The organism is Rathayibacter sp. AY1C5, assembly GCF_002931705.1.
In the GTDB taxonomy this organism is placed as follows: domain Bacteria; phylum Actinomycetota; class Actinomycetes; order Actinomycetales; family Microbacteriaceae; genus Rathayibacter.
In genome coordinates, this window is sequence record NZ_PSWD01000025.1 from 1 (window position 1) to 16,015 (window position 16,015).

The following is a 16,015-nucleotide window of genomic DNA, read 5'->3' on the forward strand; positions in this document are numbered from 1 at the left end:
GGGCCGCGAGCCGGAGGAACAGCGGCGGGGGCAACTCATCCGGCGGGGGTGTCCGAGAAGCGTTGGCAGCGGTGTTCCCGATCACCTTTCGATACGCGGCTGGATAGTGTCGAGCCGGGAAAAGGCGTCTACGGGGAACAGGTACGGGTGATGGTCGAGCGACCGGAGTTGGACAGGGCGAAGGAGAGAGTCGCACGAGCTGCCGGCGATCTGAGTAAGCGTGCGCGGAGCGCTACGACGCAGGTGATGGAGCAGGCCGGCGATCTCCGCGAAGCAGCCGCCGAGAAGTTCGGCCCGCGGAGCCTCCAGTCGTACGAGGAGGTCACGGCCGAATACAACCGCGCCTTCACGGCGATGAGCGACGACGGGCTCTCCCTCCTCCGGCAACGCGAGCGCTCCACCGACCTGATCGCTCTCGTCGAGCTCGTGGTGAACAGCATCGCCAACACGCCCAAGTCCTTCAGCAGGGACTTCGAGCAGATCGAGCTCGACAGAGCCCGGTTCCTGGACGCCGAGGAGATCGCCCGCGCGGATCTCGTCGCTGCACGGAAGTCCGCGGCGGGAGCGGGCGCCGGTGTCACCGCCGGCGCGGCGATCGCGAGCGTCGCGCCGACAGCCGCCATGTGGGTCGCCACCACGTTCGGCACCGCGTCGACCGGGACCGCGATCTCGACCCTGTCCGGTGCCGCTGCGAGCCAGGCCGCCCTGGCATGGCTCGGCGGCGGGGCCGTCGCTGCCGGTGGCGGAGGGACCGTCGCGGGAGGAGCGCTGCTCGCGCTGGCCGGCCCGGTCGGCTGGAGCCTCGCAGGCGCCGCCGTCCTCACCTCGGTCGTCCTGTTCACGAAGAAGAAGTTCGAGAACCGCGAGACGAAGCACGAGATGCTCACCGCCGTGATGCGGAACATCGCGCAGGTGCAGGCGATGGACGCGCAGATCGACGACCTCCTCCAGCGCACCGCCTCTACCCGAGAGCTGCTTCTGAAGGTCTACGGCGAGGCGCTGCCGTTCTTCGGGGCGGATTTCGCGACCCTGGCTCCCTCCCAGCAGTCGCAGCTCGGCGCGCTCGTGAACGTCGCGAAAGCGAGTGCGGCACTGCTGAGCGCCCGTGTGGAGCAGGCCGCCGACGATGCCTGATCTCGCCGACGTCGCCAGAAGCACTCAAGAGCAGGCCGTCGCCGCCTGGGTGGGCTACCTGAACCAGGTGCGCGTCGATCGACTCATGGGCGCCCTGAGCAGGCAGGACCAGAACCTCTCGACGGCTCTCGACCATCTGGATACGGCCCTCCTGCACATAGGCGACGTGGTCTCGTCGAACCGCGGTGGAGTGAAGGGCGCGCACGGATTCATCGCCGAGGTCGCCGAGGTCGGTATCGGCAACGCCCGTGCCGCTGTGCTCGGGGAGACCGGCGGCAACGCCTGGGTGAACGACAACGGCCCCGTCGATCTGATGCGGAACGGCCTGCTGATCCAGCAGAAGTTCTCCGCCGCCGGCGGGCGGTTCGGCCTCGGCGCGATCACGGAGCACCTCGAGAGGTACCCGGACTTCGTGAGGAACGGCGGCAGGTACCAGATCCCGAGCGACCACTTCGAGGTCATCCAGAAGCTGCATGCGATGTCCGCCGAGGATGCGGCGAAGGTCCTCTCCCGCAGCGGGGACGGCCCGTCCCTCCGCGACTGGAACCGGGTGAAGGCGTTCTTCTCGAGTGAGACGATCGACATCGCGGCACTCGAGCCCTCCCGGCTGGAGTACCGGGACGTGCAGCTCGGTGCGTACACCGACACGTTCGCGGCGGAGGAGGGAAGGATCACGGCGACCGACGAGGCCGCCCGCACGGCTGCCGTTCGGGAGAACCGGGCGACGGTGCGCCAGGGCGCTCAGGTCACCGTCGTCGCCGCCGGGATCGAGGGTGGGACCGCGTTCGTCTCCGCGGTCCTCGCCAAGCGCCGCGAAGGCACGAAGCTCAAGGAGTTCTCGGCCGACGACTGGAAGGACATCGCGAACGCCTCCGGTCTCGGCGCGGTGAAGGGCGGTATCCGCGGTCTCACGATCTACTCACTCACCAATCTCACTGCGACGTCGGCCGCCACGGCGAACACGGTCACGACCGCCGCGCTGGGGATCGCGGGCCAGGCGAGCAGGCTGCGAGCGGGCGACATCTCCGAGATCGAGTTCATCGAGAACTCCGAGATCCTCTGCCTCCAGGCCGGCATCAGCGCGCTGTCCTCGGTCGTCGGGCAGGTGCTCATCCCGGTCCCCGTCCTCGGCGCCGTCATCGGCAATACCGTCGGCTCCGTCATGTTCAGCGTCGCGTCGTCCTCGCTCTCCGCCCGGGAAGAAGCGCTCATCGCCGGATATCTCGAGGACCAGCGCTCACTCGATCAACAGCTGGCCGCCGACTACGCCGATCTCCTGGCGAAGCTCGAGACGAGCATGCTGCACTTCATCGACATCCTCGACCGGGCGTTCTCTCCCGACATCGAGGTCGCGCTTCTCGGGGCGATCGACCTCGCGGCCCGAGTCGGGGTGCCCTCGGAGGAGATCCTGGACACCGACGAGAAGGTGAACGCGTACTTCCTCGACTAGGTGCCTGCGGGTCGGGGCGGAGGTAGCGAATTTCTTTCATGGTTCGTGTGAGGCAGCAGCATCTGCATCTGCATTTGGACGCGGTCGAGCATTCTCGCGCTTCACCGACTTGGCGTAAGGGGACTGATCTTCCTCAGGCCTTCGAGGCGTCGGGCGCTCTCGGCCGAGAAATGAAGGGTTGCAGTGTCGTATCTTCAGTTCATGAGGATCAAGTGGTTTTCGGCCGTTTTCGTCGGGCTCGTACTTTGCGGGGCCGTGTCGGGATGTAGTGCCGAAGATCCGGCCGGTGCGTCACCCACGTATACGGGGCCGCGCCAAATGGATGCTCCTTATGTCCCGCCCGTGGCACCGCAGCCCGCGGTGGAGATCCACACGTTCGAGACCGTCGACATCAGTTGGCAGTGTGACGAGAGCTTTACGAAGGTCACAGAGGCCCCCTACAGCTCGACAGCAGCTGACAGTGCACTTGCAGGCACCGCGTATCAGTGCAGATCTCTCGACGAGTGGGCATCAGCGGCTCGCGAGCAACCGGATTCGTATGGAATCGCGGGAAGTGCCATGGACGACGAGTTCCTCACCTTCGCCATTATGGCGCTGTGCGAGCCATCTGATCTCGCGCCAGCGATTCAAACGCTGGCGGTTTGCGTGGATGCCATCGATAAAGGCCTAGTGGTGAGCCGATCCGCGTAAGACCGTAGTGCGTGCGGCACCTGGAGCCCTCACCCTCCTCACATCGCCGCCCCCAGCGCGTCCCGCAGCGTCGCCCGCGCCCGCGCGTGCCGGCTCCGCACGGTCGCGGCGCGGAGGGACAGGATCTCGGCCGCTTCGGCGAGGGAGAAGCCGTCCCAGTAGACGAGGGTGATGATCTCCTGGTCGACGGGCTTCAGCTGCGCGATCGCGGCGCGGACGTCCTCGGCCGCGTCGTCGGCGGGTGCGGGCGGAGTGATGCGGAGCTCCTCCGCCAGCCGCTCGACGAGCGCGCTCCTCCGGGTCGCGGTGCGGCGCTGGCCCGAGAGCACCCGCCGTGCGACGCCGAACGCCCACATCCGCGCGCGCGTCTCGTCCTCGGGGATCGACCGCTCCTTCCGCCACAGGATCAGGAGGGTGTCGCTGAGGAGGTCCGCGGCGTCCTCGGGGCTCGCCGTCCGCCGTGCGAAGTAGCGGAGCAGGTCCGGCGCCTCCCGCTCGACCAGGGCCGTGATCTCGGCCTCCCGGTCGCGCGCGGGGGAGCGGACGACGCTGCGCGCGATGGACGGCGCCGCCTCGCCGGCGCTCATCACAGCTCTCCCGTGCAGTCGGTGCTGCCGCCCAGGCCGCCGTCGCCCTCGACGATCACGCCCTCGGGGATCGTGTCGAGGATGTGGTCGTCCGCCGCGGTGATCCAGGCGCGCCAGCGGATCGTCTCCTCCGAGAGGCCGGGGCCGTCGCTGTTCATGTCCGAGGCCAGCCAGGCGGGGTCGGTCGTGTAGGCGAGCGCGTCGTCGTGGATCCGCTGGCCGATGCCGTTCCAGTCCTGCGCGCGCAGGTAGTCGGTCGCGGAGGTGGTGACCTCGCGGTAGTCGATCTCGCCGTTGAAGTAGTCGATCGAGCACGACACCGCTGCGCCGGAGTCGGTGGTGTAGCTGATCGGGATCGTGAAGTCGGGGACCGAGCGGACGTCGGTGCCGGCGCTGGTCGCCAGCACGAGACCCGGGACGAGGAGGACGGGAGCCGCCAGCCACCACGCCCTCGACCGCGCGGGACGGCGGGGCGCGCGTTCGCGGGTCTCGGCGATCACGCTGTGCAGGGCGGTGCGGACACCGGGCGCCCGGTCGCCGGTCGCGGGGTCGCTGCGGGAGAGCAGGTCGTCGAGTGTGCGTCGCGTCATCGGGTCCATCCTTCGTCGGTCGGGCGTCTACCGAGTACGTGGCCGGGTGGGGCCCGAGCGTTGCACGGGACCTGACGGGAGGAGTGAGCCGAGCCGGTCGCGCGCGCTCACTTCTTAGAACTCCTTCGCGAGGACCCGTCAAAAGGCGCCATATTCGGCTTCACCCCGGTCCTTTTCTCATCGGTTATGGCCCCGACAAGGGGGGCTCACTTCTCTATGGCGAGAGGGAGGCCGACCTATACGTTCATCTTCGGAAGCCCGCGGGGAATGCGTGCTCCCCTCCGGAGTCTGGGGCCTCCGCACTCGCTGCGACATCCGTGTCGTTCGTCGTGTCGACGTTTCGCTCATCTCCACGATCGACAACACGACTGAGAAGCAGAACCATGGCTTTCACGACCCGGCGGCGCCGCCACTCACGGCACCGAGCGCCGTCGCGCCTCGGAATGCGGGCCGTCGTCTTCGCGACGATCGGCGCTCTCCTCGTCGGCTCGTGGGGGCTCGGCGACGTCTCCGCCTCGTCTCCCGCTCAGGCCGCGAACCAGGCGGATCCGGTCGCCGGCGACGCCCCCGCCCTTCTCCCGACGCCGGTCGCACCGACACCGCCGACAGCCCCCGAGGCCGATCCGGCACCCGCTCCGTCGGCACCCACTCCGTCGGCGTCCGCCCCGTCGACCTCCGCTTCTCCCGCGCCCGCCGAGGCCGCGGAGTCGCCGAGTGCGACGGCGGAGGAGCCCGCTCAGGACGAGCCCGATCCCGCAGCACCCCGCGGCGCCGCGCAGCCGGAGCAGCCCGTCGAGCCGGCGCCCACCGGGTCGGCGCCCGCTCCCACTGCGGCCTCGGACGACGACCAGGAGTCGGACCGCGGACCACCCGCGACGGCGCGAGCAGCGGGAGGCTTCTCCACGCTCGCGGCCGGCGTCGCCGAGGCCCCGCGACAGGTGTGGACGGAGACCTTCGAGCAGGGCCTGACCGCCACCCCGAGCGCGCTCACCGCCTACGCGAACGGCCGCTACACGGCCGCCACCGGCTGGTCGACCGCCACGAACTGCACCGGCGTCCTGGTCAACTACACGGCGCCCTACCCCAACTCCGCCTTCTGCCCGACCCGGCCCCTCCTCACCGTCGGCACGGGATCGTCGGCCGCACGCGAGACCCGCCGCATGGCGGACGTCCTCGGACAGGTGGCGGCCGGAGTGCCGGGGTCCACCTCCAGCAGCGCCCCGGCCAACGGCTCGAACACCGGCACGCAGGCGAACCACGCCCTGGTCGAGTACCCGTACGCCGCCATCACCGGCGGCACGACCGTCGCCCAGAGCGCCGCGGGGATCGGCGTCTCCGCGCCCGCCGCCCGCTACTACGCCGTCGGCATGAACGCCGCCGGCGGGCAGTGCGGGACGAACAACGCGTCCCTCTCCCTCAACCTGGTCTCGGGCGGGTCCACCGTCCTCACCGGATTCGCCGCACCGGTCGTGCCCTGCGCCGCGACCGGCAGCGTGTTCTACACGTCCCCGACCCTCCCGCTGGTCGGCGGGCTCGGCTCGCTCGTCGATCCCGCGCTCCCCGCCTCCGCTCGCGCCGCCGCCTACACCGGCACGAGCACCGCGCTCCTCACTCCGGCGCAGATCGCCGCGGCCCAGGTGCAGCTCGTGAACACGGTCACCGGCACGGGAAGCGCTTTCGCCGTCGACGACCTCCGCGTGCTCGACGTCACCCCCGCGCTCGACGCGGCCTTCACGCAGGCGGTGCCGACCGCGACGGTGCCGACCACGCTGACCTACACGGTCACCAACACCAGCGACCTCCTCGCGAAGGCCGACTGGCGCTTCTCGACCGCTCTCCCGGCCGGTCTCGTCGTAGCCCCGACGCCTGCTGTCGGCGGGTCCTGCACCGACGTCACCGGAACGGCGTTCGCCGTGACCGCGGCCGCCGGATCCTCCTCCGTCTCGACGGTCGGCGGCGACCTCGCCGCGGGCGCGACCTCCTGCACGATCTCGGTGGACGTGGTGGCCGCCGCCGCCGGGACGTACAGCACCGGGACCACGACTCCCACCGGCCTCATCGCCTCCGCCCCCACGTCCGTGACGATCCAGGCCGCGACCACCCTCACCGTCCGGAAGAACCTGCCGGTGCGCAGCGCCACGGGCGACCAGTTCACGCTCTCGGTGCGCAGCGGCACGACGGTCCTCGCGTCGGCGACCACCACGGGCACCGCCACCGGGATCCAGGCCGCGCAGGTCAGCCGCCTCACCGTGCAGTCCGGAGCGACGTACACGATCGCCGAGGCGCAGACCGCGGGCGCGGGCCTGGGGTACTCCAACAGCTACGAGTGCTCGCGCGGCGGCACGGTCATCGCCTCCGGAGCCTCCGCCGCCGGGTCGATCACGATCCCCAGCGAGGCGGGAGCGGAGGTGCTCTGCACCTTCACGAACACGGTGCAGACGCCCCGCCTGTTCTGCGACACAGGCCGCTTCTACTCCCTCACGGCGGCCGGCGCCCTGCAGCAGGCCGACATCGTCACGGGATCCCTGACCTCGATCGGCAGCTGGTCGGGGACCGCCGAGGCGAACGCGCTCGGCGTCGGCGCGAACGGTGCCTTCGCCTACGCGCTGGACCGCTCGTCCGACGCGACGGACGTCGACGCCGTCCTCAAGTGGACGCCGGACGCCGGCTTCCAGAGGATCGCGAACAGCGCGTACACGACCGTGGCCGGCGGAGCGCAGGTGACCGGCAGCATCGTCGCCGGCGCTGTCGACCTCCGGACGGGCAGGTACCTGTTCGGCAGCTTCGCGAGCGGCCAGTTCTACATCTGGAGCTTCACCGAGGCCAACCCCGTCGCCACCCGGTTCGCCCTCGTCGGCTCCTTCCCCACCTCCGGAACCCCCAACGGCAACGGCGACATGGCGTTCGACGCTCGCGGCAACCTCTACGTCGTCGGCGCGGGCTCGGTCAACAACGCCAGCAGCGCCGCGATCTTCACCGTGCCGGCCGACGCCCTGGCCGCGGCGACCGGCGGCACCCTCCCGGTGAACACGTCGATCGCGAAGGCCGTGACGGGGACCGACGCCGCTTTCGCCAACATCAACGGCATCGCCTTCTCGCCGCGTGGAACCGTCTACCTCGCCAACGGCGACGTCGCCGCCGCGAACGGCGTTCCCGCCATCCCCGGCAGCGCGTACGAGTTCGACGCCACCACGTGGACCCGCGTCAGCGGCACGCCGCGCGTGAGCGTCAATGCCGTCGACCTCTCCGGCTGCTCCTCGCCGGCCACGATCACCGTGCAGAAGAGCGTGGTCGGGCGCCTGGCCGCCGCGGACCAGTTCCAGCTCACGGCGGCCGCCGGCTCCCCGGCGTCGCCCTTCGCCACGGCCACCACCACCGGCGCCACCACCGGCCGCCAGACCGCGCAGATCGGCCCCTTCCCCACTCCGATCAACAGCACGGTGACGGTCTCGGAGGCGATGGCCGCGGGCTCCGCCTCCCCGATCACCGCCTACACGAGCATCTACGAGTGCTACGCGGACGGCGTGCGGGTGAGCACGGGCTCGAACCCGACCGGGACGGTCACCCTCCCGAACCGGCTCGGCGTCAACGTCACCTGCACCTTCTTCAACTCCCCGCGCCCCGCCTCCACCGTGCGGATCACCAAGACGATCCGGGACGCCTCCGGCACCACCCGCCCCGGCGTGGACTGGACCGTGGGCACGACCGCGACGGCCACCGCCGGCACCGTCGCCCTGCTGCCGGAGCAGTCGCCCCGCCAGCAGACGGACGCCGCGGGCCAGGCCGCCTGGACCGTCCTGTTCGGCACGGAGGCGTCGCGGGCGACGCTCACCGTCTCGGAGGTGCAGCAGACGGGCTTCGCGTTCGTCAGCGGCGCCTGCACGGTCAACGGCACCGCCCGGGCGACCACGTTCTCGCAGTCCGGGACCGTCATCAGCGCGAGCCTCACCGGCATCGCCTCCGCGGCGGTCGTCGAGTGCTCGATCGTGAACCGGCCCACGGCGTCCCTCACGCTCGTGAAGACGGTGAGCTCCGGCAGCGCGCTGCCCAGCGACTTCACGCTCAGCGCCACCGGCCCGACCGGCGCCCTGCCCGGCCCGACCGGCCGCGCGGGCTCCGCGGGCGTGTCGGCGATCCCCGTCACCCCGGGTGCCGCCTACCGGCTCGCCGAGACCGGCGGTTCCGCGACCTATGTGCAGACCGCACCCTGGCAGTGCCGCACCGACACCGGTGCCGCCCTCACCGTGAGCGCGGCCGGAGACGTGACCCCGACGAACGGTGCCGCCGTCACCTGCACCGTGGACAACGCCAGCGCGACGATCACCCTGGTCAAGCAGGTCCTGCGCCCCCAGACCGGCTTCCAGGCCGCCGACTGGCGCGTCACCGCGACGCCCGCCGCACTGGCCGGAGGGACGCTCCCGACGGAGACCCGGGCCGGCGCGGAGTACGTCGCCGCGGGCAACCCGGCGAGCACCTTCGAGGTGCGACCGGGTCACGGCTACACGCTGTCCGAGGCGGCGACGGATCCGACCCGCCGCCTCGCCTACCAGGAACTGCGTCTCGAGCGCCTGACCGGGACGACGTGGTCCCCGGTCGCCTCGCGGACGATCACGGCCCCCACGGCCGGTCAGACGGCGGTCTACCGCTTCGTCAACGCCCCCGTGGACCCCACACGCCTGCCGCTGACCGGTGGCGCCAGCACCGACGCGTTCCTTCTGGGCGGGGGGTCGGTGCTCACTCTCGCACTCGGCCTCCTCCTCTGGGAGCGGCGCCGGAGGCTGCGAGGCCCCTCCCGGTGACGCCCCGACCGAGAGCCCCGGCGCTCTCCCGCAGACCCCTTCCCGCACACCTTCGACTCCACGACATCAGCACTCACGACCTCAGTAGGAGAGATCACATGTCCCGCTCACTCACCAGGCGGCTCGCCGCCGCAGCCGGCGTCCTCGCGCTGAGCGCTGCGGCGGTGTTCACCGCCGTCGCGCCGGCGTCAGCGGTCACGCTGCCCGGCAACATCGACCCCACCATCAGCCGCACCCTCACCGTGCACAAGCTCGCGCTGGGCTCCAACAACGGCCAGGCGATCGGCACCGGCCAGGAGATCACGGTCCCCGGCGATGCGCTGCCCGGCGCCGTGTTCACCGCCGCGCGCGTCCAGGGCGTCGACCTCACCACGCCCGACGGCTGGAACCAGGTCGCGAACCTGACCCCGGGCACCGCCGCGACCCGTGTCACCGCCGCCGACACCTTCACCGCCACCAGCGGCACGGACGGCGAGGCCGTGTTCAACAACGGCGCGAGCATGCCGCTCGGCCTCTACCTCGTGACCGAGACCCAGCTCCCCGCCGGAGCGACCAACGGCGCGGCGCCGTTCCTCGTCACCCTGCCGTTCCCGACGGGCCCGACCGGTGCGCCGGCGAACCAGTGGATCTACGACGTCCACGTCTACCCCAAGAACGCGGTCACGGAGCTCACCAAGACGCGCGTCCCCGCGGCGGCGAACTCGGTCGAGGCGCGCAACCCCGACCTCATCCGCTGGGCCATCGCCTCGGACGTCCCGGTGCTCGCCGCCGGTGACACGCTCGACACGTTCACCCTCACCGACACGCTCCCCGCCGAGCTGACCTACCTGCCGACCGGCCCGGCCGGCGTCGCCCCCACCGGCATCACGGTGACCAGCGCCGCGGGCACCGCGCCCGCTCCGGCGTTCATCGCGAACACGGACTACACGCTCGGCTACGACGCCGTGACCCGGAACGTGACGCTGAACTTCCTGCAGTCCGGCCTCACGAAGCTGCAGGGTCTGCAGGGCGGCGTCGTCACCCTCACCGTGCTTACCCGTGCCACCGCCATCCCGGCCAACGGCATCATCACCAACTCGGCGACGAGCGTCGTGAACGGGGCCACGGAGACGGTCACCGGCAGCACCCCGATCGGTCAGCTGACCGTGTACGCGTACCAGAACAACGGCGCCAACCGCGTGCCGCTCGCGGGTGCGGTCTACCAGGTGTTCCTCACCGAGAACGATGCCAACCTCGGCCAGAACCCGGTGTTCATCAACGGCAACCAGAACTGGACGACCGGAGCGAACGGCATCGTCGAGATCCCGATCATCACGCCGGGCAACTACTACGTCCGCGAGCTGACTCCGCCCGCCGGATTCCGTCTGCCCACCCCGGCCCAGGTGCTGACGCAGGTCGTCGCCGGACCGAGCTCGGCCACCGCGCCGATCCAGAACTACGTCGAGTTCCTCCACACCCAGGTGCCGGCGTTCGCCCTGCCCCTCACCGGTGGCGGCGCGCAGTGGTTCACCCTCGGTGGAGGCGCGCTCCTCGCCCTCGCGATCGGTTCGGGCCTGATCGCCTCGCGCCGCCGCACCGCGCTGGCTGCTCAGACCGCGGAGTAACGTCACACCATGACGAAGTCGAATGCGGGGCACCCGTCGGGTGCCCCGCATTCCTCTGTCTCAGCTCCTCTTCCTCTCCGGAGGCAGCTCCACCGCCGACCGCGGTGGCGGCTGCCGATCGCCCCGCTGGTCATCGCGCTCATCAGCCTCTCGGGAGTGGCGCTGCTGCTGTACCCCGTCGCCGCCAGCTGGCTGAGCGCCGTCGAGCAGGCGCGCGAGATCGACTCCCTCACGCAGGACATCACCGACCTCGGCGCCGAGACCCTCCGGCAGAACCTCGTCGAGGCCCGCGCCTACAACCAGAGCCTGAGCGGAGGCGGCGCCGCCGTCGCCGCGAACGAGCGCCTCCCCCTGGCCGACGACGAGCAGGTCGCCGACCGCGAGCGCTACTCCTCCCTCCTGCGCGGCGACGCCGAGGGTCTGATGGCCCGCATCCGGATCCCCGCCATCGACGTGGACCTGCCGATCTTCCACGGCACGAGCGACGCCGTCCTCGAGCGGGGCGTCGGCCACCTCGAGGGCACCGCCCTGCCGGTCGGCGGCCCCTCCACCCACTCGGTCCTCACCGGCCACCGCGGCCTCGCCTCGGCCGAGCTCTTCACCCACCTCGACCGCGTCGACGTCGGCGACACCTTCACCATCGAGGTCTACGGCGAGGTGGTCACCTACCGCGTGCGCGAGACGCTCGTCGTCGAGCCGGAGGACACGCAGAGCCTCCTCGTGCAGCCCGGCCAGGACCTCCTGACCCTCGTCACCTGCACCCCGCTCGGGATCAACACCCACCGCATCCTTGTCACCGGCGAACGGGTGATCCCGACCCCTCAGTCGGACGTGGACGCGGCGGGGGAGTCGCCCGACGTCGCCGGGTTCCCGTGGTGGGCGGTCGCGGCCGGAGGCGCTGTGGTCGCAGCCGGGGTGTACGTGTGGTGGGCGGGGCGGCCGGCCCGCGGTGCGTGGGTGCCGGTGGTGGTCGACGAGGAGCGGGACAGGGTTCCCGCGGGGCTGTGAGGCGAGGGGGTACGGATCTCCGCCGTCCTGCTCCGGTCGCCTCGGCGCCGTCCCGTCACCGGGATCGCGGCTGTGCCGGCCTGGTCAGGCGGGCCGCCACTCCTCGAGGAACTCGGCGACCGTCTTCGTCTCGAGGTCGAGCTCGACCTGGCCGAGGAGGTAGTGGGGATCGGTGAGATCGGCCTTCACGCGGATGATCTCCGTGCCGGTGTCGAGGCGGAGGACGACGAGGTCGTAGGGCGCGAGGATCCCGCTGCCCAGCGCCATGTCGATGGTGAGGCGGAGCCGCCCGAAGCGCCGTAGCTGCAGCTCCGCGCGGAGGTACTCGGCGGCGACCTCGGGGGTGTCGGGAGTGGGGTCGGGCATGGGGGAGACGGTACCGAACCCGGCGGAGCGGACTCCTGGAGGGGCTCGGGGTCGTCGGCCCGCGATGGCCGGCTCCCAGAGAGTCACCACCCGGACGTCACCCCGCCGGGGAGCCGCGGCCCGTGCTCGTGAGTCGCGCGGCGAGTTGCGCCAGCGCGGTGCGCAGGGAGGCGAAGTCCGCCTTGAGGTCCGGGGGCAGATGCAGGGTCAGCGCTGACGGCGGCGGATCCTGGCCGGCCGACAGTGCGACGTTGATCTCGAGGTTCCCCGTCTGCGAGAGGAGCGGCTCGGACTGCGCCCCCGTCGCGTGCATCTCCACCCACGCTCCGAGATCAGCCAGCGCCTCCGGTGCGAGCGGGCTGTAGGCGCGGAACCGCTCGACTCCGCTGAGGATCTGCTCGGCCGTGAGGCTGTGGAGGACGGGCTCTCCGCCCGCGTCGCTCCAGACGGCGGTCCGCATCCCCGGCCGCGGGTTGTACGGCAGCAGGTGGATGCCGAGGTCGACGTCCACGCAGAGGTTCCGAGTGCCGATGAGCGTCTGGAGGCTCATGGTGTGCTCGTGGAGCACCGGATGGCGCCGCCACAGACGACGCAGGTTCTCGATCGGGGCCGATCCGCCGATGAACCCGGAGCTGAGTCGCGAGAACGCGGGGCCCGTGATCAGTCCGTCGCCGACTTTCTGCAGAAGACCGGCGTCGAGCATCGTCCCCACGATGTCCGCGATGGAGCTCTTGGCGAGACCGAGGTGCGCCGAGATCGAGGCGGGGCTGGCGACGCCCGCGAAGGAGACGAAGTCGACGACGGCCATGGCCCGTCGGATGGCGGGGACGAGAGTCGGATCGGTCATCCCCATGCCTCGTATCTCGCCGCGTCGGAGCGGGTGATCAGCTGCACGGGGAGCGAGACGACCCGCTGGTGCGGCCAGAACCCCTCGCAGACGTCGCGGGCGGAGGCCATCGCGGTCGTGCCGAGCTTGGCCGGATCCTGCGCGACGGTCGCGAGGAAGGCGCCGCCCGCGAGGATCTCCTGGACCGCGCGGGACCGGCCGTCGACCGAGACGATGGAGGTCCGCTGCGGGCGCCCAGCGACGCGGTCGGCGACTCCGAGCGCCAGAGGATCGCAGACGGCGAAGACCCCGTCGAGGGGGCCGTGCTCGGCGAGGAGGCGCTCGACGGCGTCCCGGCCGGACTCCTCGTCCTCCACCCGTCCCCGTTGCCGGCCGACCACGTGGAGGTCGGGGTGGTCGCTGAGCGCGTCGAGGAATCCGGCGATCCGCTCGGCGTTGGCGTTCTTCTGCAGGCCGTCGACGATCGCGATCCGTGCGCCCGGCGGGAGGTGCTGCGCGAGCTCCAGGCCGGCCAGGACCCCGGCCTGCGTGTTGTCGCTGGTCACCGAGACGTCGACGCCGGCGATCCGGGTCCCGATGGCGATCACCGGCACGCCCTGCTCGCTCGAGGCGCGGACGAGGTCGTCGAAGCCGTGGGTCGCGACGGAGTCGACCAGGATCACGTCGACGTCGTCGTCGAGCAGCACCTGCCACTGCCGGCGCTGCTCGTCGACGTCGTCTCGAGCGTCGTGCACGAGCACCTCGTCGCCGGCGGCCTGCGCATCGGCCTCGACCGCCGTGATGAAGGTGCCGTAGTAGGCGTTGCCGAGATCGGGGACGAGCACTCCCAGCCGCAGGGATCGCGGGCGGGCTCCCCGGGAGACCGCGCCCGAGGTCGCGACGCGGGGTCCGAGCCAGAAGGTGCCGTCGGTGCCGCGGGACAGCAGGCGCTCGACGCTCAGGGTCTCGCAGATCCGGTCGACGCTGGTCCGGGGGAGGTCCAGCTCGCGGGCGATGGCGGTCACGGTCAGGGGCCTGCGCCCCTCGCCCAGGAGGGTCAGCACCGCGACGGCGTTCGTCACCGCCGGAGTCCTCGATCGCTCGGTCACCGCTCGCCTCTCCCGACGCTCCGATGCTTCCCGTCGACCACGTGCCCACCTTATCGTTGCCCACTGGTCGAACTGTCGTCCGAGATATGGTGATACGATGATTTCTTGTCAAGGAGGACGTCTATGAACGACAGCACTGCTCAGCTCGAGGCCGGCGAGGCCCGGCCCGGCGAGCGAGACGGCGCCATCGCGCTGCGAGAGCTCGAGAGCGCCGTCGGCAGCGTGAGCGACGCCGACCTCGATCGGATCGCGGCTCGCATCCTCGAGACCCGGACCGTGGTCTGCGGAGGCGCCGGCCGGGAGGGCCTCATGATGCGGGCTCTGGTCATGCGGCTGTTCCACGCCGGGATCAGCGCGCACGTCGTGGGCGACATGACCTGCCCGGCCGTCGGTGAGGGCGATCTCGCGATCCTCTCCCTCGGCCCCGGCCGCCTCCGCACGATCGAGACGCTCGCGCGGATCGCTCACGAGGCGGGGGCTCGGACGATGTGCCTCACGGCCCAGCCGGAGCTCGTCCCGGACGGGATGTTCGACGACCTCGTCGTCGTCGAGGCCCAGACCATGGCGTCCGACTCCGGCTCCGCCTCGGTGCTGCCCATGGGCAGCGCTTTCGAGATCGCGCAGCTGATCCTCGTCGACCTCATCACCAACCGCGTGCGCGCGGGCCTCGCCGAGAGCCTCGGCGACATGCGCGCACGGCACACCAACCTCGAATGATCCCCCGCGAGCCGACACGGCTCGTCCACGCGTCACCCCACCCCCACAACGATGTCAGGAGCACCCCGTGACCACGATCAAGAAGATCATCCCCGTGACCGCCCTCGCCCTCTCCGCCGCCGCCGTCCTCGCGGGCTGCGGGACGGGTGTCGGCACCGACGCCGGCGGCAGCGACTCCCGGTCGTTCGTCAACATCGTCAAGCTGGCGGGCGGCGACTGGTTCAACCGCATGGAGACGGGCAACCAGGAGTGGGCGAAGGACTCCGGATTCACGGTCACGCAGACCGCCGGTGACGACTCCACTCCCGAGAAGCAGATCGCGGTGATCAGCGACGTGATCCCGCAGCGCCCCGCCGCGATCACGGTCGTGCCGAACGCCCCGGAGAGCATCGAGGCGGTCCTCAAGCGCGCCCAGGACGCCGGGATCGTCGTCGTGACGCACGAGGCCGCGGGCATCGAGAACACCGACGTCGACATCGAGGCGTTCAAGGACGAGGAGTACGGCGCGCACCAGATGGACCTGCTCGCGTCGTGCATGGGCGACGCGGGCGGCTCCTACGCCCACTTCGTCGGCGGCCTGACCGTCACCAGCCACAACACGTGGGTGAAGAGCGCAGCCGATCAGGCCGCCGCCGAGTACCCGAACGTCACGCCGATCGGCGACCCCCTCTCGACGGACGAGAGCGCCGACACCGCCTACCAGCGCACCAAGGAGCTGCTTGCCACCTACCCCGATCTCCGCGGCATCCTCGGCTCGGCATCGACCGACGTCGTCGGAGCGGGACGCGCGATCGCCGAAGCGGGCAAGGAGGACCAGGTCTGCGTGATCGGCACCTCGCTGCCCTCGATCGCCGGCGACCAGCTCGCCACCGGCGCCATCGACACGATCACGTTCTGGGACCCGGCGCTCGCCGGTGAGGCGATGCTGACCATCGCCCAGCGCCTCGTCGACGGCGAGAAGGTCGCCGCCGGCGACGACCTCGGGATCGAGGGCTACGACTCCCTCGTCCAGAGCGACACCTCGGACACCACGTTCTTCGGAACGGCCTGGGTCGACGTGACCGCCGAGAACGCGGCCGACTACCCGTTCTGATCCCCATCCACCTCACCGAGAACACAGCAGGTTCGGCCGGCG

At 71.1% G+C, this 16,015-nt stretch carries 13 protein-coding genes; 8 read left to right on the top strand and 5 right to left on the bottom strand.

The features are described from left to right. Positions 1-246: 246 nt before the first annotated feature. The 3 genes from C5C57_RS14355 (at position 247) to C5C57_RS17810 (ending at position 3,274) form a co-directional block, all read left to right on the top strand. The gene (locus C5C57_RS14355; RefSeq protein ID WP_219812565.1) at positions 247-1,134 is read left to right on the top strand and encodes a hypothetical protein; all 888 of its coding nucleotides are present in this window, start codon (positions 247-249) and stop codon (positions 1,132-1,134) included. Continuing rightward, positions 1,127-2,584, top strand: a complete 1,458-nt coding sequence (locus tag C5C57_RS14360; RefSeq protein ID WP_104247191.1) for a hypothetical protein — start codon at positions 1,127-1,129, stop codon at positions 2,582-2,584. Before C5C57_RS14355 ends, C5C57_RS14360 begins: the two co-directional genes overlap by 8 nt. A 201-nt stretch (positions 2,585-2,785) precedes the next feature. After that, positions 2,786-3,274 carry a hypothetical protein gene (locus C5C57_RS17810; RefSeq protein ID WP_146082431.1) on the top strand — a complete coding sequence of 163 codons (489 nt, stop codon included), beginning with the start codon at positions 2,786-2,788 and terminating at the stop codon, positions 3,272-3,274. A 38-nt stretch (positions 3,275-3,312) separates the two neighbouring features. On the opposite strand, the gene C5C57_RS14365 is transcribed toward C5C57_RS17810, so the two are convergent. Together C5C57_RS14365 and C5C57_RS14370 are read right to left on the bottom strand one after the other, a co-directional pair. Next, positions 3,313-3,861, bottom strand: coding sequence for an RNA polymerase sigma factor (locus C5C57_RS14365; protein ID WP_104247192.1), 549 nt, complete (start codon positions 3,859-3,861; stop codon positions 3,313-3,315). Beyond that, positions 3,861-4,451 (bottom strand): hypothetical protein, encoded by a 591-nt coding sequence (locus tag C5C57_RS14370; protein WP_104247193.1) that lies wholly within the window; start codon positions 4,449-4,451, stop codon positions 3,861-3,863. Before C5C57_RS14370 ends, C5C57_RS14365 begins: the two co-directional genes overlap by 1 nt. Positions 4,452-4,834: 383 nt before the next feature. Here C5C57_RS14370 and C5C57_RS14375 point away from each other — a divergent pair, with 383 nt between their 5' ends. The 3 genes from C5C57_RS14375 to C5C57_RS14385 all read left to right on the top strand — a co-directional run bounded on the left by C5C57_RS14375 (position 4,835) and on the right by C5C57_RS14385 (position 11,862). Next, complete coding sequence (locus C5C57_RS14375) at positions 4,835-9,250, top strand: LPXTG cell wall anchor domain-containing protein (protein ID WP_146082432.1); 4,416 nt, start codon at positions 4,835-4,837, stop codon at positions 9,248-9,250. 98 nt (positions 9,251-9,348) lie between these two features. Continuing rightward, positions 9,349-10,854, top strand: a complete 1,506-nt coding sequence (locus C5C57_RS14380) for a SpaH/EbpB family LPXTG-anchored major pilin (protein WP_104247195.1) — start codon at positions 9,349-9,351, stop codon at positions 10,852-10,854. A 9-nt stretch (positions 10,855-10,863) separates the two neighbouring features. Further along, positions 10,864-11,862, top strand: coding sequence for a class C sortase (locus tag C5C57_RS14385; protein WP_219815086.1), 999 nt, complete (start codon positions 10,864-10,866; stop codon positions 11,860-11,862). A gap of 84 nt (positions 11,863-11,946) precedes the next feature. Here the strand turns inward: C5C57_RS14385 and C5C57_RS14390 are convergent, their stop codons facing one another. The 3 genes from C5C57_RS14390 to C5C57_RS14400 all read right to left on the bottom strand — a co-directional run bounded on the left by C5C57_RS14390 (position 11,947) and on the right by C5C57_RS14400 (position 14,136). After that, positions 11,947-12,228, bottom strand: a complete 282-nt coding sequence (locus C5C57_RS14390; protein WP_104247196.1) for a hypothetical protein — start codon at positions 12,226-12,228, stop codon at positions 11,947-11,949. Positions 12,229-12,325: 97 nt separating this feature from the next. Next, positions 12,326-13,075: a hypothetical protein gene (locus tag C5C57_RS14395; protein WP_104247197.1), complete on the bottom strand. Its 750-nt coding sequence runs from the start codon at positions 13,073-13,075 to the stop codon at positions 12,326-12,328. Then, positions 13,072-14,136 carry a substrate-binding domain-containing protein gene (locus tag C5C57_RS14400; protein WP_146082433.1) on the bottom strand — a complete coding sequence of 355 codons (1,065 nt, stop codon included), beginning with the start codon at positions 14,134-14,136 and terminating at the stop codon, positions 13,072-13,074. The genes C5C57_RS14395 and C5C57_RS14400 overlap by 4 nt, the downstream gene beginning before the upstream one ends. A 150-nt stretch (positions 14,137-14,286) precedes the next feature. Between C5C57_RS14400 and C5C57_RS14405 the strand changes: the two genes are divergently transcribed. Further along, positions 14,287-14,880 carry a 6-phospho-3-hexuloisomerase gene (locus C5C57_RS14405; RefSeq protein ID WP_104247199.1) on the top strand — a complete coding sequence of 198 codons (594 nt, stop codon included), beginning with the start codon at positions 14,287-14,289 and terminating at the stop codon, positions 14,878-14,880. 67 nt (positions 14,881-14,947) lie between these two features. Continuing rightward, on the top strand, positions 14,948-15,973 hold the full coding sequence (locus C5C57_RS14410) for a substrate-binding domain-containing protein (RefSeq protein WP_104247200.1): 1,026 nt from the start codon (positions 14,948-14,950) through the stop codon (positions 15,971-15,973). The last annotated feature ends 42 nt before the right edge of the window (positions 15,974-16,015 follow it).

What these genes read in the sequence shown, in the direction of transcription:
- C5C57_RS14355 (WP_219812565.1), top strand. Translation starts at nt 247, where the DNA reads ATGGAGCAGGCCGGCGATCTCCGCGAAGCAGCCGCCGAGAAGTTCGGC.
- C5C57_RS14360 (WP_104247191.1), top strand. Translation starts at nt 1,127, where the DNA reads ATGCCTGATCTCGCCGACGTCGCCAGAAGCACTCAAGAGCAGGCCGTC.
- C5C57_RS17810 (WP_146082431.1), top strand. Translation starts at nt 2,786, where the DNA reads ATGAGGATCAAGTGGTTTTCGGCCGTTTTCGTCGGGCTCGTACTTTGC.
- C5C57_RS14365 (WP_104247192.1), bottom strand. Translation starts at nt 3,861, where the DNA reads ATGAGCGCCGGCGAGGCGGCGCCGTCCATCGCGCGCAGCGTCGTCCGC.
- C5C57_RS14370 (WP_104247193.1), bottom strand. Translation starts at nt 4,451, where the DNA reads ATGACGCGACGCACACTCGACGACCTGCTCTCCCGCAGCGACCCCGCG.
- C5C57_RS14375 (WP_146082432.1), top strand. Translation starts at nt 4,835, where the DNA reads ATGGCTTTCACGACCCGGCGGCGCCGCCACTCACGGCACCGAGCGCCG.
- C5C57_RS14380 (WP_104247195.1), top strand. Translation starts at nt 9,349, where the DNA reads ATGTCCCGCTCACTCACCAGGCGGCTCGCCGCCGCAGCCGGCGTCCTC.
- C5C57_RS14385 (WP_219815086.1), top strand. Translation starts at nt 10,864, where the DNA reads ATGACGAAGTCGAATGCGGGGCACCCGTCGGGTGCCCCGCATTCCTCT.
- C5C57_RS14390 (WP_104247196.1), bottom strand. Translation starts at nt 12,228, where the DNA reads ATGCCCGACCCCACTCCCGACACCCCCGAGGTCGCCGCCGAGTACCTC.
- C5C57_RS14395 (WP_104247197.1), bottom strand. Translation starts at nt 13,075, where the DNA reads ATGACCGATCCGACTCTCGTCCCCGCCATCCGACGGGCCATGGCCGTC.
- C5C57_RS14405 (WP_104247199.1), top strand. Translation starts at nt 14,287, where the DNA reads ATGAACGACAGCACTGCTCAGCTCGAGGCCGGCGAGGCCCGGCCCGGC.